General features: G+C 45.7%; 15 protein-coding genes. All 15 read left to right on the top strand.

The window, feature by feature from the left end; translation table 11 throughout:
* The first annotated feature begins 10 nt into the window (after positions 1–10).
* Positions 11–1,393 carry an RNA polymerase factor sigma-54 gene (gene rpoN / locus AC0NJP_RS04055; RefSeq protein WP_474038939.1) on the top strand — a complete coding sequence of 461 codons (1,383 nt, stop codon included), beginning with the start codon at positions 11–13 and terminating at the stop codon, positions 1,391–1,393.
* A 313-nt stretch (positions 1,394–1,706) separates the two neighbouring features.
* A complete protein-coding gene (locus AC0NJP_RS04050; protein ID WP_474038938.1) occupies positions 1,707–2,738 on the top strand; it encodes a sugar-binding transcriptional regulator in 1,032 nt (343 codons plus the stop codon).
* Between the two features lie 13 nt (positions 2,739–2,751).
* A complete protein-coding gene (gene gap, locus AC0NJP_RS04045) occupies positions 2,752–3,756 on the top strand; it encodes a type I glyceraldehyde-3-phosphate dehydrogenase (protein WP_474038937.1) in 1,005 nt (334 codons plus the stop codon).
* Between the two features lie 75 nt (positions 3,757–3,831).
* On the top strand, positions 3,832–5,754 hold the full coding sequence (tpiA, locus tag AC0NJP_RS04040; RefSeq protein WP_474698856.1) for a triose-phosphate isomerase: 1,923 nt from the start codon (positions 3,832–3,834) through the stop codon (positions 5,752–5,754).
* Between the two features lie 75 nt (positions 5,755–5,829).
* Complete coding sequence (gene gpmI, locus AC0NJP_RS04035) at positions 5,830–7,368, top strand: 2,3-bisphosphoglycerate-independent phosphoglycerate mutase (protein ID WP_474698855.1); 1,539 nt, start codon at positions 5,830–5,832, stop codon at positions 7,366–7,368.
* Positions 7,369–7,396: 28 nt separating this feature from the next.
* Positions 7,397–8,683, top strand: a complete 1,287-nt coding sequence (eno, locus tag AC0NJP_RS04030) for a phosphopyruvate hydratase (RefSeq protein ID WP_474038934.1) — start codon at positions 7,397–7,399, stop codon at positions 8,681–8,683.
* A gap of 117 nt (positions 8,684–8,800) precedes the next feature.
* On the top strand, positions 8,801–9,031 hold the full coding sequence (gene secG, locus AC0NJP_RS04025) for a preprotein translocase subunit SecG (protein WP_474038933.1): 231 nt from the start codon (positions 8,801–8,803) through the stop codon (positions 9,029–9,031).
* A gap of 59 nt (positions 9,032–9,090) precedes the next feature.
* Positions 9,091–11,091, top strand: a complete 2,001-nt coding sequence (locus AC0NJP_RS04020; RefSeq protein ID WP_474038932.1) for a sodium-translocating pyrophosphatase — start codon at positions 9,091–9,093, stop codon at positions 11,089–11,091.
* Positions 11,092–11,362: 271 nt separating this feature from the next.
* Positions 11,363–11,758 carry a PaaI family thioesterase gene (locus AC0NJP_RS04015; RefSeq protein WP_474038931.1) on the top strand — a complete coding sequence of 132 codons (396 nt, stop codon included), beginning with the start codon at positions 11,363–11,365 and terminating at the stop codon, positions 11,756–11,758.
* 2 nt (positions 11,759–11,760) lie between these two features.
* Positions 11,761–14,298: a ribonuclease R gene (gene rnr, locus AC0NJP_RS04010; RefSeq protein WP_474698854.1), complete on the top strand. Its 2,538-nt coding sequence runs from the start codon at positions 11,761–11,763 to the stop codon at positions 14,296–14,298.
* 126 nt (positions 14,299–14,424) lie between these two features.
* On the top strand, positions 14,425–14,895 hold the full coding sequence (smpB, locus tag AC0NJP_RS04005; protein WP_474038929.1) for an SsrA-binding protein SmpB: 471 nt from the start codon (positions 14,425–14,427) through the stop codon (positions 14,893–14,895).
* A 163-nt stretch (positions 14,896–15,058) separates the two neighbouring features.
* Positions 15,059–16,543: a hypothetical protein gene (locus AC0NJP_RS04000; RefSeq protein WP_474698853.1), complete on the top strand. Its 1,485-nt coding sequence runs from the start codon at positions 15,059–15,061 to the stop codon at positions 16,541–16,543.
* Between the two features lie 263 nt (positions 16,544–16,806).
* Positions 16,807–17,418 (top strand): LysE family translocator, encoded by a 612-nt coding sequence (locus tag AC0NJP_RS03995; protein WP_474698852.1) that lies wholly within the window; start codon positions 16,807–16,809, stop codon positions 17,416–17,418.
* 96 nt (positions 17,419–17,514) lie between these two features.
* A complete protein-coding gene (locus AC0NJP_RS03990; protein ID WP_474698851.1) occupies positions 17,515–17,952 on the top strand; it encodes a hypothetical protein in 438 nt (145 codons plus the stop codon).
* Positions 17,953–18,850: 898 nt separating this feature from the next.
* A partial coding sequence (locus AC0NJP_RS03985; protein ID WP_474698850.1) for a hypothetical protein occupies positions 18,851–20,571 on the top strand: 1,721 nt, incomplete at its 3' end.

The following is a 20,571-nucleotide window of genomic DNA, read 5'->3' as shown; positions in this document are numbered from 1 at the left end:
AGGAGGAACGATGAATCTAGATTATGGTTTGAAACTGGAATTAAATCAGAAACTCGTTATGACACCGGAATTGCGACAGGCGATTGCTATTTTGCAACTGTCATCGCTGGAGTTATCGGACATGATTGAAGAGCAGTTGCAGGAAAATCCCGTATTGGAAATTGAGGAGCCTACGGCAGAAAAAAACGGGGAAGATGAGAGCGCTGATACGTCTGAGCAGGATAACAGCACCGAGGTGGCCGAATGGCTTGACTACTTTGACGAAGATTCCCAAAAGGAGTGGCTGAAAGAGGCCGGGCAGGGTCCTCATGAAAATGTAGGCCTGCGTACGGTATCGCTCCATGAACATTTGGAATTTCAATTGAATTTTACGGTCCTTGATAAGCCATCGTTGGCAATTGGTCGGTATTTAATTGGCTGTATCAATGACAATGGCTATCTGATGCTGACGCTCGAAGAAGCGGCAAAACAGCTCAAACAGCCCGAAGAGCTTGTAGAAAGAATGCTCCATATTATTCAGACCTTTGATCCCAGCGGTGTTGGCGCCCGTGACTTAAAGGAATGTCTGCGGCTGCAACTTTCTCATAAGCAGATTAAAGAGGATCTCGTTGAGCAGATTATTGAATACTATCTAGACGAAGTGGCGGCGGGAAAATGCAAATTGATTGCGGAGAAGCTGCACACAAGTCCTGTAGAAGTCCAAGAAGCGATTGATCTAATCAAGACACTTGATCCGAAACCGGGACGGGCTTTCGGCAGCGAGAGTGATCCTGGCTATATTTCACCTGACGTTACGGTAGAGAAAATCAATGGTCAGTTTGTCATCCTGGTCAATGACTCACTCGTTCCTCGTTTGACGATTAACCCCTATTATCGCCATGTTGTGAAAGAAGCCGGGACAGAAGCGAAAAAATTTATTGAAGGTCGCCTCAGCGCGGCGCTTTGGCTCATTAAAAGTATTGAGCAGCGGCGGCGGACTTTGGCTGCCGTAATGGAACAGATTGTAGAATTTCAGCACGACTTTTTTGAATATGGTCCCAAATATATTAAGCCTTTGACGATGAAAAAAGTGGCTGACGGCATTCAAATGCATGAGTCTACAGTAAGTCGGGCCATTGCTAATAAATATGTGGCTACAAGCCACGGACTATTTGCACTCAGGACCTTTTTCTCCTCTAGTGTGCACAGCGCCACAGGCGAAGACGTAGCGGCAAGCAAAGCCAAGGATGAACTCAAAGATCTGATTGCGGCGGAGAATCCGAAGAAGCCTTATAGTGATCAGATGTTATCCGAATTGCTTGGTCGTAAGAACCTTGTTTTGTCGCGTCGTACGGTGACAAAGTATCGGGAAGAACTCGGGATACCTTCTTCCAGTAAACGAAAACGTTATTGAAAATCAGGAAGACTTGCTTTGATTAGGATGAAAATTCCCGCGAAAGCAAGTCTTTTCTTATTTTCAGAAAAAAATAAAAAAGTTTTTATAGTGAGAAGGAATTTTTTGGCGCAGCAAGAATAACATAGTACGAGGGACAGATAATAACGTGCAGGGACAAAAAAAGTCCCTAAACTAAATTCAATGACTCATTTTTTCTTAGAAGGGATTTTTCGTTAAAAAGAGAAGCATACTAAGAGAAGGTTTGTCATAATTGGCTAAAAAACGTCATTTTTTGTTCATGCGCAACCTTTCAAGGAGAAGGAGCCTTCCCATGAAGAAGATAGTCCAGATTCATCGCAAAATTGCTCCAGAACTCATTGCTGTTATTGAAGAACGCTATCATATTCTGCGACATATCCAATATGCTCAGCCGATTGGCAGGCGAGCATTGGCTGGGCTGCTTGACACAGGCGAACGAATTATTCGAGCGCAAGTGGATTTTTTGAAAAATGCCGGGCTGCTTGATTTTAGCTCACTAGGTATGACTGTCACGGCTGAGGGGCAGCAGCTCATTGCCGATCTGTCCGATTATATTAGACTGGTTCATGGACTCACTCCGTTAGAAGAAGAACTGGAACAGAGTCTGGCGCTAGAAAAAGTGATGATTATTCCTGGCGATTCTGAGCAGGATCATACTGTTTTAAAAGAATTAGGCAGAGCAGCGGCAACGCTATTAGCCGAAAAGCTAAAAGATGGCATGATCGTCGGTGTTTGCGGCGGTTCTACCATGTCGATGGTAGCTGAATCAATTACCTTTTCACGGCCTAATTCGGTTGTTGTTCCAGCCCGTGGCGGCTTAGGTGAGCAAGTTGAACTGCAGGCCAATACGATTGCTGCGGTAATGGCGGCAAAATTAGGCGGGTCTTATCGGATGCTTCATATTCCTGATGGGATTCATGAAAGTGCACTGGAAGTTATTTTGGCGAATGATCCCCAGGCCAAGGAAATTCGCGCGTTGACGCAGCATACAAATGTATTGCTTCATAGTATCGGGCAAGCTGACGCCATGGCTAGACGGCGAAAGATGGACCCCGCTGTCGTCGCAGAACTGCTAGAAAAAGGGGCAGTTGGCGAGGCTCTTGGTCATTTCTGTACACTTTCTGGGGAAATCGTTTATGCAACAAGTAGCGTGGGATTGCATTTGGGTGACTTAGCGGGCATTGATTCCGTAATTGCCGTCGCCGGCGGCGCCAGTAAGGCAGAGGCAGTCATTGCCGTTGCCAGAGCGAGTCGTACCGGAATTCTCGTCATTGACGAAGCGGCGGCGAAAGTCATGCAAATGATTATACATAACAAAAAATAGGAGGAATCACATTATGGCAACGACAGTAGGGATTAATGGTTTTGGGCGAATTGGTCGCAACGTATTTCGGGCAGCTTTGAATAACCCCGACGTAGAAATTGTGGCAGTTAATGATTTAACGGATGCAAAAACGCTGGCTCACCTTCTAAAATATGATTCCATTCACGGTAAAATTGATGCAGAAGTTACAGTAGAAGGTTCTGATATTGTTGTTAACGGCAAAAAAATTAAAGTATTGGCTGAACGGGAACCAGCCAAACTGCCTTGGAAAGCGCTTGGCGTAGAAGTTGTTATTGAATCGACGGGGCGTTTTACCGAAGGAGACAAAGCCAAAGCTCATATTGAAGCAGGCGCTAAAAAAGTTATTATTTCCGCTCCAGCTAAAGGGGAAGATATTACCATTGTTATGGGCGTTAACGAAGGCAAATATGACGCTGCTGCGCATCATATTATTTCCAACGCTTCCTGCACGACGAACTGCTTGGCGCCTTTTGCCAAAGTTCTGATGGAAAACTTCGGTATCAAACAAGGTCTGATGACAACAGTTCATTCCTACACGAATGACCAGCAGATTCTTGATCTGCCCCATAAAGACCTGCGCCGTGCTCGTGCTGCGGCTAAGAGCATTATTCCGACTACGACAGGCGCTGCGAAAGCAGTAGCTCTTGTACTGCCTGAACTGAAAGGCAAATTGAACGGTTTTGCCATGCGTGTGCCTACAGCCAATGTTTCCATTACCGATTTAGTGGTAAATTTGGAAAAACCGGCTACTGTGGAGGAAATTAACGCAGCTTTGAAGAAAGCATCAGAGAACGAACTGAAAGGTATCATGGATTATTCGGAAGAACCGCTTGTATCAATTGACTATAACCATTGCCCCGCTTCCTCAACGATTGATGCACTGTCCACAATGGTTGTTGACGGCATGGCCAAAGTCGTATCTTGGTATGACAATGAATGGGGTTATTCGAACCGCGTTGTAGACTTAGTTGTCTATATTGCGAAAAAAGGCCTCTAATCGATTCATAATGCCAATCAGTAAACAACGAAAGGGTCACAAGCTACTTGTGACCCTTTTTAGGAGGAATTTACTGTGAAAAAATCAATTCGCGATATTTCTCTCACAGGAAAGCGCGTATTTGTTCGGGTCGACTACAATGTACCCATGGACAAAGCCCAAAACATTACAGACGATACGCGGATTCGGGCTACGCTGCCAACACTGAACTATCTTTTGGAACAAGGGGCTTCGCTCGTTTTGGCAGCTCATTTGGGACGACCAAAAGGCGAAAGAGTGCCAGAATTCAGTTTGCAACCTGTGGCTAAAGCGCTCGGCAGCTTGCTTGGCAAGGAAATTTTGTTTGCCGAAGATTGTATCGGACCTGTTGCCAAAGAAAAAGCCATGGCGTTACAGCCTGGTCAGATTTTGCTGTTAGAAAATCTGCGCTATCATAAGGCCGAAGAAAAGAATGATCCAGAGTTCTCCCGTCAATTGGCGGAACTGGCTGATGTGGCAGTCAATGACGCTTTCGGCGTATCCCATCGGGCCCATGCTTCGGTCGAAGGGATCACGAAGTTCATCCCCATGGTAGCTGGTTTCTTAATGGAAAAAGAAATTGCTTTTGTCGGTCAGGCTGTGGCCAATCCGGCTCGTCCCTTTGCAGCCATTATCGGCGGTGCGAAAGTTTCCGATAAAATCGGTGTAATTGACAATCTCTTAACCAAAGTGGATACGCTCATTATTGGCGGCGGGATGGCTAATACCTTCCTAGCGGCTCAGGGCTATAAAACCGGTAAATCCTTGGTAGAAGCAGAAAAAATTGATTTGGCGAAAGAACTCATTGCCAAAGCGAAGGAAAGAAAGGTCAATCTGCTGCTGCCGGAAGATGTAGTTGTAGCGGCGGCTTTTGCAGCTGATGCTCCCCATAAAACCGTTCCTGTTGATCAAATTGACGAAGCGGGCATGGCTCTTGATATTGGCGCCAAAAGTCAGGCAGCTTTTGCTGCTGCTCTTGCTGGTGTTAAGACCGTCGTTTGGAACGGACCCATGGGCGTCTTTGAAATGGATGCTTTTGCGAAGGGCACCGAAGCTGTAGCGAAAGCGGTAGCCGAATCAGGCGCTACCAGTATTGTCGGCGGCGGCGATTCCATTGCTGCCTTAGAAAAGACCGGTCTTGCTGAAAAAATCAGTCATATTTCTACGGGCGGCGGCGCTTCGCTCGAATATTTAGAAGGTAAGATTCTTCCTGGTATTGCCGCTCTGGCGGACATGAGACGTCCAGTGATTGCGGGAAACTGGAAGATGCATAAAACGGTTGCAGAAGCGGTAGAATTGGCTCAGGCGTTAATTGACGCAGCCAAAGGCGCTGCAGCGCAAGTCGTTATTGCCCCGCCCTTTACGGCATTAGCAGCAGTAACTGCGGCTGTGAAAGACAGTGCGATTCAAGTAGCGGCGCAAAATGTTCACTTTGAACCCAAAGGCGCTTTTACCGGTGAAATCGCTCTAGCCATGCTTGTCGATATTGGTTGTGAAGCCGTAATTATTGGTCATTCGGAACGGCGGGAATATTTTGCCGAAACCGATGAAACCGTCAATAAGAAAATTAAAGCGGCTCTCGCAGCGAAGCTCTTGCCGATTTTCTGCGTTGGTGAAAGTCTGGCGCAAAAAGAAGCTGGCGAAACGAAAAGCTGGGTGAATGGTCAGGTCGCTGCCGGGCTAGCTGGTCTTACGGCAAGTGAAGTGGCTGGACTTGTCATTGCGTATGAACCCATTTGGGCTATAGGTACAGGCCGGACAGCTTCTTCTGACGACGCCAATGAAGTTTGCGCTGTGATCCGCACGAAAGTAGCGGAACTTGTGGGCGATGAAGCAGCTCAAGCTGTGCGCATTCTTTACGGCGGCAGCGTGAAAGCTTCAAATATTGGCGAACTCATGGCGAAAAGCGATATTGACGGCGCCCTGGTGGGCGGTGCAGCGCTCGAAGCTGACGGCTTTGCTAAAATTATCAATTATTGAATCATAAACTACGAATTATAAACCTTGCTTCATCGTGCAATAGAATAAGAAATGGATCTGTTAGGGGGGAAGGCCATGAGTAAATTGAAAAGTCCAATCGCCTTAGTTATTTTAGACGGATGGGGAATCGGCCGGGCTGATGATCCTTTTAATGCAGTGGCCAAGGGAAATACGCCCCATATGACACTGTACTCGGAAATGTATCCGCATACGACTCTGGCCTGCTCCGGTGAAGCCGTAGGCTTGCCTGACGGACAGATGGGCAATTCCGAGGTCGGCCATTTGAATATTGGCGCTGGCCGGGTTGTCTATCAAGAGCTTACGCGGATTACCAAAGCCATTCGGGACGGCGAATTTTATCAAAATCCTGTTTTGCTGCAAGTTATGAATGAAACAAAGCAGAAAGATGGCGCTCTGCATCTGATGGGGCTCTTGTCTGACGGCGGCGTTCATAGTCATATTGGTCATCTCAAAGCCCTTGTCGCTATGGCGAAAGAGCAGGGCTTGAAGGAAGTCTATATTCATGCCTTTCTCGATGGGCGTGATGTGCCGCCATCGAGCGCTAAAGCATATATTGACGAACTGGAAGCGGCTATGGCCCAAACAGGTATTGGCGCGATCGCGACGATCGCTGGCCGTTATTACGCAATGGATCGTGATAAACGCTGGGAAAGAACGCAACTTGCCTATGACGCCATTGTAAGCCGCACTGGTTTCCAGGCGAAAACTGCAGTGGAAGCATTGCAGGCCGCCTATGAACGCGGGGAAACCGATGAGTTTGTCAAACCGACGGCCGTTGCTTGTTCCGCCTGTGGTGTCAAGGCGGGCGACGGCATCGTGTTCTTCAACTTCCGGCCCGACCGTGCTCGGCAGTTAACGCAAACCTTCATCAAGGGAGACTTTGCGGGTTTTGTGCGGGAAAAAGGCTACTTACCTGTTCAGTTTGCGTCCATGACGCAATATGACGAAACCTTTGGCGTACCTGTAGCTTATCCGCCGCAGGAGATTCGCCAGACTTTAGGACAGGTGTTTAGCGAAGCAGGCTTAAAACAGCTCCGCATTGCCGAAACGGAAAAGTATGCCCATGTGACTTACTTTTTTAACGGCGGCGAAGAGCAGCCTTATGAAGGGGAAGATCGTGCTTTGATTCCTTCACCTAAGGTAGCCACCTATGATTTGAAGCCTTCCATGAGTGCGGTGGAGGTTACTGACCGCGTAGTAGCGGAAATTCAGTCAGGCAAACATGATCTCATCATTTTAAATTTTGCTAATGGTGATATGGTGGGGCATACTGGGGTTATGAATGCTGCGGTTAGCGCTGTTGAAACGGTTGATACGTGCCTCGGTCGTGTCGTTGATGCACTGCATGATCGCGGTGGAATCGTTCTTGTTACAGCCGATCATGGCAATGCTGAGTATATGTATGACGAAGTGAATAAAACGCCCTTTACGGCTCATACGACAAACCGAGTGCCGCTCATTCTGATTTCTGAGCAGCATCGCGGGGCCAAACTGAAGGAAGGTCGTCTCGCTGATCTTGCGCCGACGATTCTTGATTTAGCTAAGGTGCCGCAGCCTGCTGTGATGACTGGCACGACTTTGCTGGAAAAATAAAGTGTAAATTATTGTAGGAGGTTTTACAATGTCGACAATTATTTCTGATGTATTTGCCCGTGAAATTATGGATTCCCGCGGAAACCCTACCGTGGAAGTAGATGTATATTTAGAAGATGGCACTAGAGGCCGCGCCGCTGTTCCATCTGGCGCTTCGACTGGCGCTTATGAAGCAGTAGAACTGCGCGATGGCGACAAGAGCCGTTATTTAGGTAAAGGCGTACAGAACGCTGTGAAAAATGTCAACGACCTGATTGCACCAGAAGTAATTGGTATGGATGCTCTTGATCAGATTGGCATTGATAAATTGATGCTGGAACTGGACGGTACGCCCAACAAAGCCAAACTCGGCGCCAATGCCATTCTTGGCGTTTCCATCGCCGCCGCGAAAGCCGCCGCAGAATCCATTGGTCTGCCTCTCTATCAGTATCTTGGCGGTATCAATGCCAAAGAACTGCCTGTACCAATGATGAATATTTTAAATGGCGGTAAACACGCTGACAACACCGTCGATATTCAAGAATTCATGATCATGCCTGTTGGCGCTCCAAGCTTTGCGGAAGGTCTGCGTTGGAATGCTGAAATCTATCATACTTTGAAAAAAGTATTGAAAGATAAAGGCTTAAATACAGCGATCGGCGATGAAGGCGGCTTTGCACCGGATCTTGCTTCGAATGAAGAAGCTCTCGCTGCGATTGTAGAAGCCATTGAAAAAGCAGGCTACAAACCAGGCGAACAAATCGTTTTAGCCATTGATACGGCCGCAACGGAGCTGTATAAAGACGGCAAGTATCATCTAGAAGGCGAAGGTGTCGTAAAAACTTCCGAAGAAATGGTTGCCTACTATGAAGCGCTTGTCGCCAAATACCCAATTATCTCCTTGGAAGACGGTCTCAGTGAAGACGACTGGGACGGCTGGAAGTTGCTTACAGATAAACTAGGCAGCAAAATTCAGATCGTTGGCGATGACTTATTCGTAACGAATACGGAACGCCTCAGCCAAGGCATCAAACAACAGACAGCTAACTCCATTTTGATTAAAGTCAATCAGATTGGTACGCTGACAGAAACGTTTGATACGATTGAAATGGCGAAACGCGCTGGCTACACTTGCGTAATTTCTCATCGTAGCGGCGAAACCGAAGACGCTACGATTGCTGATATTGCCGTAGCTGTGAATGCTGGCCAAATCAAAACAGGCGCGCCGACTCGTACGGACCGCGTTGCTAAGTTCAATCAGCTGCTGCGTATTGAAGAAGAACTGAGCACTTTAGCGCAATATAAAGGCCGTAAAGTGTTTTATAACCTGAAATAAATTGCATAGTTGCTTCAAATTTAGAGACCCTGAAAAGCAGAGCGCTTTTCAGGGTCTCTTGCGGATGCCATTTAATGTATGCTACAATGAATTGTATAAAGTAGGGGGTGTATATCTTTGTATACAGCACTGATGGTTGTAGAGGCCGTTATTTGCCTGGCTCTTATCGCCACAGTCGTTCTGCAGTCCGGTAAAAGTGCCGGCATGGGCGGTTCGATTAGCGGCGGCGCAGAAGCGATCTTCGGCGGTAAGAAAAAAGGCGTTGATGAAATTCTGGCGAAAGCAACGATGGTACTAGGCGTTTTGTTCGCTATTGTCACCATGGTCTTAGTCAAACTTTCACAATAGAATCCGGGCATTTGGCGGAAGGTTTTTTCTGGTAAGCCAAATAAAGGAGGAATGCAAAAATGGAAATGATCTACATTGCACCTGTTGCCGGAGTTGTCGCATTGCTTTTTGCAGCGTATCTTGCTGCGAGCGTCCTCAGGGAGAATCCCGGTAATGAGAAAATGCAAGGCCTGTCACAGGCGATTTTTGAAGGGGCTATGGCATTTTTAAACCGCCAGTATAAAACCCTCATTCCGTTTACTGTCATTATCTTTGTCCTCTTGTTTGTTGTTTCCGGATATAAACTCGCTATTTCCTTTTTAGTGGGCGCAGTTTGTTCGGCCATTGCTGGTTATATTGGCATGAGCTCGACAACAAAAGCGAACGCCCGCACAACAGAAGCAGCCAGAACCAGCCTCAACAAAGCGTTAAGCGTTTCGTTTCGTGCTGGGGCGGTTATGGGGATGTCTGTTGTGGGACTCGGACTGCTTGGCGTATCTGTTCTTTATTTAATCTTTGGCGATCCTAGCGTGATCAATAGCTTTGCTTTCGGCGCCAGCGCCATTGCTTTTTTCGCTCGTGTTGGCGGTGGTATTTTTACGAAAGCAGCTGATGTCGGGGCCGACCTCGTCGGCAAAGTCGAAGCTGGGATTCCCGAGGATGACCCACGGAATCCGGCCGTTATTGCTGATAATGTCGGCGATAATGTCGGCGATACGGCGGGCATGGGAGCAGACTTGTTTGAATCTTATGGCGCTACGGCGATTGCCGCTATGCTCATTGGCAACGGACTGTTTGGCGTTGATGGCGTTATTTTCCCGTTGCTCTTGGGCGCTGCTGGGATTTTTGCCGCCCTTGTGAGTACCTTTTTGGTGCGGACCGGCGAAAATGGCGATCCTCAGGCTGCTTTGAATCGTGGTCTTTGGGGAACGAACCTCATTGTAGCAGTTCTTGCCTACTTTCTGGCTACGGCTACCTTCGGCAGTAAAGGATTAGGTATTTTTATTGCTGTGGTTTGCGGTCTTATCGTCAATGTGCTTGTCGGTTCGATTACGGAGTATTATACGTCCCATGCGAAAAAACCGACTCGCCTGATTGCCGATGCATCTCAGACTGGCGCTGCCACCAATATTATTGCTGGTATTGCTAATGGTTTAAGAAGCACGGCTTTACCTATGGTTGTTTTTTGTATCGCTACAGCGATTGCCTTTCAACAAGCCGGTATTTACGGTATTGCTATGGCCGCTATGGGCATGCTTTGCACCGCTGGCATGGTTGTTGCTGTCGATAGCTTTGGTCCTGTTGCTGATAATGCTGGCGGTATTGCTGAAATGGCTGAACTGGAACCGAATGTACGGAAAACGACGGATCAGCTTGATGCTGTAGGCAATACGACAGCCGCCATTGCGAAAGGCTTTGCGATCGGTTCTGCCGCTTTGACGGCGTTAGCTCTCTTTACTGCTTTTGGTGAAGAGGTGGCGAAGAATCCTAAGCTTAGTTCGTTACTTATCGGTGGTCATCTCGTGGTGAATCTGACTGAACCAGGTGTGCTCATCGGGATTTTCTTAGGAGCGACACTGCCGTTTCTTGTTTGCGCCTTTACTATGGAAGCGGTTGGGAAGGCTGCTTTTGAAATGATCGGCGAAGTACGCCGTCAATTTCGTGAAATTTCTGGCATTATGGAAGGAACGGGACGACCGGATTATGCTCGTTGCGTTGATATTTCCACGCGGGCGGCCATTCGTGAGATGATGGTACCAGGCTTGTTTGCCGTCGGATCGCCGATTTTTGTCGGCTTTGTTCTTGGCGCAAAAGCGCTTGCTGGCTTTTTAGCCGGGGTTACGGCTGCTGGCGTACTTATGGCGATTTTCATGGCCAATGCCGGCGGAGCTTGGGATAATGCTAAGAAGTATATCGAATCAGGTCAGTACGGCGGTAAAGGCACACCGACTCATGCGGCTGCTGTTATTGGCGATACGGTTGGCGATCCCTTTAAGGATACGTCAGGACCGGCAATGAACCCCCTCATTAAAGTGGCCGGAACGATTTCTTTAATTATTGCACCTTTGCTCTTCTTTTAGGGCAACGGTAAAGACGCGACAGCTTCTTTTGAGGCTGTCGTTTTCTTGTTTTTGCAAAAGACGACTTTTTAAAGGTTTTAATTGGAAAATGGAGAAATACAATGAATAGCAACGTGTTTTTTTGTCTAGGCGGAAAACTGCCTTAAGGGGTAATTATAAATATATACTAAGCCTGAATGATCAGCCCACGTGAGCCTGTATAGTATGTTTTTAAGAAGGCGATGAATTTGTAGCCTTTTACGAGTATTTTATAGCTTGGAGGGGTAAAATAATGAAAGAAGAAAATGACTGGTGTTTTGCCTGCGGACGGCAAAATCCAATTGGGTTGCATTTGGAATTCACGGAAGAAGATAATGTATATAAGACGATTTTTGTCGGGCAAAAAGAGCATCAAGGTTATGATGGAATTTTGCATGGCGGCATTATCAGTACGCTTCTCGATGAAGCGACGGCTCGCTATATTTACGCTAAGGGAATGAAAGCACTGACCGCAAGGCTGGAAGTAAGATTTCGCGCACCGACGCCTATCGGTGAACCCCTTACAGTGACAGGCCGTATTGTAAAGGTAAAGGGCAAGATGTATGAACTACTTGGTAAAATTCAATTGGCAGACGGAACAGTGACAGCCGAAGGCAAGACTACTGTGATCGTGCTAAAGGATGAATGAAAATGAACTTAACAGAACGAATACTTACGTTTATGAATCACGAAGCTTATAAGCCGCTGGCGGCGGAAGATTTGGCCGATCAGCTTGCTGTAGACGGTGAAGCGCTACAAGAATTTTGGCAGGTATTAGAGAGCTTGGAGCAGAGTGCCCAAGTCATTAAAACGCGCTTTGACAAATATGGCGTACCGCAGCGCATGAATCTCATGGTCGGACGACTCGAGATGACCCGTAAGGGCGCTGGGTTTGTGATTAGTGAAATTCCAGATTTGCCTGATGTGCATATTGCACCTCATGCGTTAAATGGAGCGATGAATCATGATCGTGTTGTCGCCCGAATTCACGGTGGCAAAATCATTGGACGGGCTCAGGAAGGCGAAATTATTCGCATTGTCACTAGGGCGAACTCATCCATTGTAGGAACCTTTGAGGCGCGGCGCCATTATGGCTTTGTGACGCCTGACGATAAACGGATTGGCTATGATATTTTTATTCCGCAAGAAGAATTTCATGGCGCGGAAAATGGGCAAAAAGTTGTTGCTACTATTCACAAGTGGCCTGATAAGGGCCGTAGTGCCGAAGGTTCTGTCAGCGAAATTCTTGGCTCGCCTGGCGATGTGGGAATCGAAATTCTATCCGTTATAAAAAAGCATAATTTGCCAGTCGATTTTCCCGAAGAAGTCAAAGCAGCGGCTGAACAGGCTCCTAGCCAGATTTCACCGGACGAATTGGCGGGACGACGCGATTTACGGCAACGGACGATCGTAACAATTGACGGGGAAGATGCGAAGGATCTTGATGACGCAGTAGAAGTAGAGCGCTTAAGCGGTGGTCGCTACCGTCTCGGCGTCCATATTGCGGATGTTAGCTATTATGTCACGGAAGACAGCATTCTCGATCAAGAAGCCCGCGAAAGAGGGACAAGCGTTTATCTTGTCGACCGTGTGCTCCCCATGTTGCCACGCCGTCTTTCCAATGGAATCTGCAGCTTAAATGCCGGAGAAGATCGGCTGGCCATGTCCTGTGAAATGGAAATCAGCCCTGATGGCAAGGTCTTAACTTATGAGATTTTCCCTAGCGTGATTCATGTGACAAAACGGATGACCTATACGATCGTTCGTAAGATTCTTGCAGAGCAAGATGAGTCGCTGCGTTTAGAATATCAGGAGTTTGTGCCGCATTTTGAAGAAATGGAGCGCCTCTGTCTGATTTTACGGAATCGTCGGATGCGCCGCGGCGCCATTGACTTTGATTTCCCGGAAATAAAAGTAAAACTTGATGAAGCGGGACACCCTGTAGAAATTGTCAAGCGAGTTCGCTCGATTGCTGAATCGATTGTCGAAGAGTTTATGCTTGTCGCCAATGAAACGGTAGCCGAACATATGGTTCGGCGCAAACTGCCTTTTGTATACCGCGTGCATGAAGAACCGGAACCAGAGAAAATTGCGAAATTAAATGGGCTTTTACATAATTTTGGCCAAGCAATTGCTACGACAGGCGAAGTGAAGCCCTTGGCGTTGCAGCAAGTGTTAAGTAATATCGCAGGACAGCCAGAAGAACGAATTATTAGCACAGTTATGCTGCGATCGTTAAAGCAGGCGCGCTATGAAGCGGAAAATTTAGGTCATTTCGGTTTGGCTGCTTCCTATTACACGCACTTTACATCACCGATTCGCCGTTATCCTGATTTGATTGTTCATCGGCTGCTGCGCGAAACCTTCCAAGGCAAGAGCTTAACGCCACAACGAAAGGATGCTCTCTTGAAGCTTTTGCCGGAATGGGCGCATCATTGTTCGCTGCGAGAACGGGCGGCAGCAGATGCCGAACGCGAAACGGTAGACTTGAAGAAAGTAGAATATATGGCACAGTTTGTGGACGAAGAGTTCCCAGGCTTTATCAGCGGCGTAACGGCCTTTGGTCTCTTTGTGGAATTAGCAAATGGCATTGAGGGTCTTGTCCATGTTTCTACCATGGATGACGATTACTATCAGTACCTGGAAGAACGTTATATGTTGCTAGGCGAGAGAACGCGTAAACAGTATCGTTTAGGCGATCCCGTGCAGATTAAACTTGTGAAGGTGAATCCAGAAGAACGCAGTATTGATTTTATCTTATTAGCTGGGGAGGGCGAAGGTCTTACGCCTCGCTTTAAAGCCGATCGCCCTGTTTTCCTGAAAAAAGGACGCGGTGATAGTCGCGGCTCAGGAAAAAATAAAAAGTTTGGCCGTGGGAAAGACTCGCGTGGTCAAGACGATAGAAGCCGGACAGGTAAAGACACTACTGTGTCGAGAACGCATGTACCAGGGGACTCTTCTGTATATGTGTTGACTTCTGATAAAAAGACAGTGAAACAGAATGGACGGACAACGTCAAGTAAAGGAAGAACAGGCAAGATCGCTAAGACAGCGCCCGTGGCAAAGCCAGTGACGCAGAAAGAGAATGCTTGGTATGATCCGATCGCCGCCAAAGCGAAACGGGCGAAAAAGAAGCGTTCGAAAAGCAAAGCGGCGCGCCAGAAAAAGCGTCAGTCTTTTGAAGGATGATTTGTGATTCGCTAATAGGATTTTTTCGGGCGGGAAAAGGCTCCCGCCCTTGTTATTGCTGTCATCCTTGACGGATCTTTCATTTTGCTATATGATGAAATACAGGCAAAAAAGGGGGTATTTCCTATGGAAGCCAAAACCGGTATTAAAATTGTTGCAGAAAATCGTAAAGCTAGACATGATTATTTTATCCACGAGAGCTATGAAGCCGGGATTGCGCTGACTGGTACGGAAGTGAAATCCCTGCGGGCCGGGAAAGCCAATTTAAAGGATGGCTTTGCTCGCATTGAAAATGCAGAAGTGATGCTTCATAATGTACATATTAGTCCCTTTGAACAGGGAAATCGTTATAATCATGAGCCGCTAAGGACGCGTAAGCTGTTATTGCATAAACGGGAAATCATGAAACTGATTGGTCAGACTCAGACCAAGGGCTATACACTTGTGCCGCTTAAAATTTACTTTGCGCGGGGAAAAGCGAAATTACAGCTTGGTCTTGCCAGCGGGAAAAAGAATTATGATAAACGCCAGGATTTAGCAGCGCGTGAGGCAAAACGGGACGTGGATCGTGCTTTAAAAGATCGGCAGCGAGATTAGACAACTGTGATAAAGGTAATACCGAACGGGACAAATTTTTGTCTCGTTTTTTTATTTGTTTTTTGCAGTAGGTGAAACGTAACAAAAACTTAATATAACGATAATACAGCCTCGCTTTTCCCGGTCTATACTGAAAAGGAATGGAAAGGATGTGTTACCACTTATGAAAAAAATGAAGTCAGCAAAAGCGCTATGTCTTGCCGGCGGCGTTCTAAGTACGGTACTATCGTTCAATTTATGGCAGCCCCCTGTGTATGCGCAAGCCGCCGAATTGGCTGCTATGACTACGCCGATTGCCGCCCAACAACCCCAGTCAGGGTATTTGCAGAGCGTAAATTGGGAACCAGAGACGAAAGCAACGATCAATGCGTTTTTACAGAAGTATGGCAAAAACTCGCCCAATTATCATGCGAGCCGTCGTCCTTATGCGACCTTTGATTTTGATAATACGACCTCGATCATGGACGTAGAAGAACAACTGATTATTTGGCAATTAGATCATTTGGCTTTTGCCATTAAGCCAGATCAATTAGGAACGATTCTGAAATCAGGTATTCCTGATGATAAATTGACACTTACTTATGGCGCTAATGATGGTGAAGGCGAGCCTGTCACCATCCAGGCGGCGATTAATGATGCGGTGAATGATTATCGGACTTTATATGAAGCAGGAGTTGTGACCAAGGCAGGCAGCGAAGTCACGACCGATGTAAAAAATACCTTTGCTTATCAGGATTTTCGTGCTAAAATGCGCTGGCTCTATGATGCTGTGTCAGAAACTATGGATACGTCTGTATCCTATCCTTGGGTGACTTACTGGTTTACAGGCATGACGCCCCAGGAAGTTTTCAATTTGGCCTATCAGTGTGATAGCTATTATGGCGATCCGGCCAAAGGCCAGACTTGGACCAAAGGGAAATATACGACACCTGATGGCACTGCCAGTGAAGCCGGAACGGTTGCTGTATCCTTTAAACTGGGAATTACGGTGACACCGGAAATGAAGGAATTATATCGCGCTTTAGCGGACAATGGCATTGATCCTTGGGTTGTATCGGCCTCGCAGGTCGATGTGGTGAAAGCGGCTGTTCAGTATTTTGCGATTCCCGGCGTGGTCAATGTGGTGGGTATGACCAATAAGTTAGGCGCTGACGGAACTTATATCAATCAGTATGACTATGATTTGCATGATCAGACGCAAGGCGTGGGTAAGTCGCTAAGTATCGAAAAAGTAATTCGTCCCTTATATAATGGACAAGGGCCGATCTTCGCTGCGATGGATTCCCAGGGCGACTTTAATTTCTGCACAGAATTTAAGGACACGAAAGCCGTGCTGATTATGAATCGTCAACGGAAAGATGATGCGGCTTTATGCGCTGCTATCGCTGAGTATGAGACAACACAGCAGATTTCGTTGCAGCAGGCCAATGATCAGGGGGACGTGAAATATATTTTGCAGGGCCGCAATGAAACAACAGGTCAGTTGTGGCCGGATCGGCAGACACAGTTCTTAGGAAAATCGAGCAAAGTCTTCTTGTCAGATCGGGCTTTAAAAGCTGTTGCTGAACTCAATGGCGGCATGACCATCGGACAGATGCTCGCCAAGGATACGAAGTTGAAAGACTATCAGGGTTATAAAACCCGCTGAGATTTAGGCTGGGGAATAACTGTTTTTCAATAGAAGTCCAGATGATCTTTTTTAGATTATCTGGACTTTTGCTGTCTAGTGATGCAGATCTGCGTTTGTTTTCTCTTTTTCTAATTTATCCATAGTTTCCTTCATTTAAGTATTGGCTTTTTAATAATTAAGTCGCTATTGTCTGTAACTTATTAAAGGAATACAATATTAAAATTAAAACTTTTCTTTCTGATTACTAAGGAGATGATCATATGGATTATGCCTATTGAATCGTGTTTTTAGCTGCTGCAATTGCTTTAAATTTATCACCTGGGCCGGATTTGATTTTTATTCTATCTAGGACTTTTACCAGTGATAAAGCGGTAGGAATAGCCTCATCCGTAGGCGTTTGTACTGGTGCGCTAGTGCATGTAGGTGCCGCCGCATTAGGTCTTTCGGCTGTTCTTGCAACATCTATAACAGCATTCAATGTCGTAAAATACATAGGTGCTGCTTACTTAGTCTATTTAGGAATAAAGAATTTGCGTTGCCCAGGAACGAGCTTAAAGTTGTCTGATGAATCTATAGAACATCTGTCCCCATGGAATGCATTTAAGCAAGGAATGCTAGTTGACATACTCAATCCCAAGGTCGCGATATTTTTTATGGCGTTTTTACCTCAGTTTATTCGTCCAGAAATTGCTTCAGTGCCGCTGCAACTAGCGGGCTTAGGGATAATTGTAATTCTTATAGGGTTTCCTATTGAGTGCATTTTTGTTCTATTGGCTTCTAAGATTACACAGGTATTACAGAATGATGTCGCAGTAAGCACTTGGCTTGGCCGTTTTCTCAGATCAATTTTAATAGGATTAGGAATAAAGTTAGCTTTGTATGAAAAACCCTGAGTTTTTACTCGAAGCTATATGTGGTGACAGGAGGATTTTCTTGAATTATAGTGTAAATTAGTAAAGTGTAATCTAAAAGCTATTAAGGAGAAAAATATGTTGCGTAAATTTAGCGTAAAAATACCTATTTTTGTTTTCCTTATTAGTCTCTTTTCATCCATAAGCTTTGCCAAAATAAATTCTAAAGTTGTTAATTTCCCTGTAAGAGATAATTTCACAGAAAACTATTTAATAACTTGGCAAGATAGTAGAATGCCTACGACGGCCGTTATTCTTTTTCCCGGTAGTGAGGGACAGGTTGGTATTAAGAAAGTTGATAACATGATAGAATTGGAGCATCCCAGTAATTTTCTGGTCAGGTCGCGCGAACTTTTCGTCAATGACTATACCGCATCGATTGTTGTTGATATGCCGTCTGATAATAGCGAGGGAATGTCAAATAGTTTTAGGGCAAGTACTACTCATGCCGACGATCTGGCGAAAATAGTTGATGATGTTAAAGCACGATTTCCTGGAATCAGGGTTTCTTTGTAGGAACTAGTAGAGGAACAGTTTCAGCAGCTTACATCTGTAAGAATTTACAAACTAAGTTAGCCGGGATTGTGTTAACTTCAACATATATACTAAAAGGCGGTTTAGTAAACTTTCCTTTTCAAGATATTAAAATTCCAATGTTAATGATTCATAACTATAACGATGAGTGCCCTGTATGTCCTTATTTGGGTGCTAAACAGATAGCTGACAAATTTAAAATTCCCTTTGTTACAGTGCATGGCGGTGATACCCCCATATCTAAACCCTGCGATTCTCGATCTTATAATGGTTTTTTGGGGAAAGAACAGGAAGTAACCATCGCCATATTAAATTGGATTGATCACAAGTGAAACAGATATCTAACTTTTCATAAAGAAAATAATGACGAAAGTTTAAAGCTTGTGTAGAGTTTTAGTGAAAATAGACGGCTGAATTTATAGCGGGGAAATGCAGGGATAGAGGCGTGGCTGTTACGAACTATTAATATTTTTGGACAGGGGTTCGATGTCCCTCGCCTCCACCATGTAAATCTGGAAAATTTGAAAACCCGCGAAATTTGCGGTTTTTTTGAAAGGCTACGGGTATCTTAATCAGTAAAATGAGTTTTTCTTAAAATAAAAAAATATATGTTTCTGTAGGGTTTTCCTGAATCTGGCTAGAATAGTTTAAATATGTTGTCTCGTTTGACAATTATGAATAAAAAAATAATATTTGATATATATCCTACAATATTATAGTTTATATATGGAATGGAAAAAAATACTGAAGTGGTAAAATGTAATTATATATATCATGGTTTTATACATCGTGAAATTATCAAGCGTCATAGTGGGAGGCTTGTTAAGCGGCTTTCCCGTCGAGAGATTTTAGAAATCTATAGTTTCAGGGGGGAATAAAAATGGTTGTTACGGTACAACCTTCCTTTACAGTGAAAGTGACCGATTCGCATTATACAGCAGCATCAACTGCAGTTGGAATTACAGTAAAGTCGAGTGATACTGCCCCGATGATTAGTGGAGGAGTATCAGGGCAGACGGTAATCGATAATGAGGTTATTACGCCGTTTAGCAATATGAGGATCAGCGATCCGGACGTAAATGAGATTGAAACATTGAATGTGCAACTGAAAAGTCCGTGGATGGGAAGGCTTACTGCAGCTAGTGGTAGCTACAATTCTAGTACCGGAGTATATAGCGCGACAGGCAGTGTTGAGCAGGTGCAAAATGATCTGAACACGCTGATCTATACGCCAACGAATCCGTTGACGGCTGGAAGTGAGCAAGATGTTACCTTTACAGTAAGAGTTAGCGATTCGCATTATACGGCAGCATCAACTGAAGTTGGAATTACAGTAAAGTCGAGTGATACTACCCCGATGATTAGTGGCGTAGTATCAGGCCAGACGGTAACCGATAATGAAGTTATTATGCCGTTTAGCAATATGAGGATCAGCGATCCGGACGTAAATGATATTGAAACATTGAATGTGCAACTGGAAAGTCCGTGGATGGGAAGGCTTACTGCAGCTAGTGGTAGCTACAATTCCAGTACCGGAGTATACAGCGCGACAGGCAGTGTTGAGCAGGTGCAAAATGATCTGAACACGCTGATCTATACGCCAACGAATCCGTTGACGGCTGGAAGTGAGCAAGATGTTACCTTTACAGTAAGAGTTAGCGATTCGCATTATACGGCAGCATCAACTGCAGTTGGAATTACAGTAAAGTCGAGTGATACTGCACCGACGAGTGATACTGCACCGATGATTAGTGGCGTAGTATCAGGGCAGACAGTAACCGATAATGAAGTTATTACACCGTTTAGCAGCATAAGGATTAGCGATCCCGATGTAAATGAGATTGAAACCTTGTATGTGCAACTGAAAAGTCCGTGGATGGGAAGGCTTACAGCGGCTAGTGGCAGCTACAATTCCAGTACCGGAGTATACAGTGCGACAGGCAGTGTTGAGCAGGTACAAAATGATCTGAATAATCTGAACTTTATACCAGCGAATCCGTTGACGGCTGGAAGTAAGGAAGATGTTACCTTTACAGTAAGAGTTAGTGATTCGCATTATACAGCAGCATCAACTGCAGTTGGAATTACAGTAAAGTCGAGTGATACTGCCCCGATGATTAGTGGCGTAGTATCAGGGCAGACGGTAACCGATAATGAGGTTATTACGCCGTTTAGCAATATGAGGATCAGCGATCCGGACGTAAATGAGATTGAAACATTGAATGTGCAACTGAAAAGTCCGTGGATGGGAAGGCTTACTGCAGCTAGTGGTAGCTACAATTCCAGTACCGGAGTATACAGCGCGACAGGCAGTGTTGAGCAGGTGCAAAATGATCTGAACACGCTGATCTATACGCCAACGAATCCGTTGACGGCTGGAAGTGAGCAAGATGTTACCTTTACAGTAAGAGTTAGCGATTCGCATTATACGGCAGCATCAACTGCAGTTGGAATTACAGTAAAGTCGAGTGATACTGCCCCGACGATTAGTGGTGGGGTAGCAGGGCAGACCGTGAACGATAATGGGACTATTACGCCGTTTAGCAGCATGAGGATTGTCGATCCGGACGTAAATGATATAGAAACATTGAATGTGCAACT

The sequence above is a fragment of the Pelorhabdus sp. sgz311002 genome (genome assembly GCF_056134285.1).
Note: the sequence above shows the minus strand (reverse complement) of the source record. Positions and strands in the feature narration are given on the sequence as shown.

Bases quoted from the DNA above. Each gene is read 5' to 3' on its own strand.
- rpoN (WP_474038939.1), top strand. From the start codon at position 11: ATGAATCTAGATTATGGTTTGAAACTGGAATTAAATCAGAAACTCGTT.
- AC0NJP_RS04050 (WP_474038938.1), top strand. From the start codon at position 1,707: ATGAAGAAGATAGTCCAGATTCATCGCAAAATTGCTCCAGAACTCATT.
- gap (WP_474038937.1), top strand. From the start codon at position 2,752: ATGGCAACGACAGTAGGGATTAATGGTTTTGGGCGAATTGGTCGCAAC.
- gpmI (WP_474698855.1), top strand. From the start codon at position 5,830: ATGAGTAAATTGAAAAGTCCAATCGCCTTAGTTATTTTAGACGGATGG.
- eno (WP_474038934.1), top strand. From the start codon at position 7,397: ATGTCGACAATTATTTCTGATGTATTTGCCCGTGAAATTATGGATTCC.
- AC0NJP_RS04020 (WP_474038932.1), top strand. From the start codon at position 9,091: ATGGAAATGATCTACATTGCACCTGTTGCCGGAGTTGTCGCATTGCTT.
- AC0NJP_RS04015 (WP_474038931.1), top strand. From the start codon at position 11,363: ATGAAAGAAGAAAATGACTGGTGTTTTGCCTGCGGACGGCAAAATCCA.
- rnr (WP_474698854.1), top strand. From the start codon at position 11,761: ATGAACTTAACAGAACGAATACTTACGTTTATGAATCACGAAGCTTAT.
- smpB (WP_474038929.1), top strand. From the start codon at position 14,425: ATGGAAGCCAAAACCGGTATTAAAATTGTTGCAGAAAATCGTAAAGCT.
- AC0NJP_RS04000 (WP_474698853.1), top strand. From the start codon at position 15,059: ATGAAAAAAATGAAGTCAGCAAAAGCGCTATGTCTTGCCGGCGGCGTT.
- AC0NJP_RS03990 (WP_474698851.1), top strand. From the start codon at position 17,515: ATGTTGCGTAAATTTAGCGTAAAAATACCTATTTTTGTTTTCCTTATT.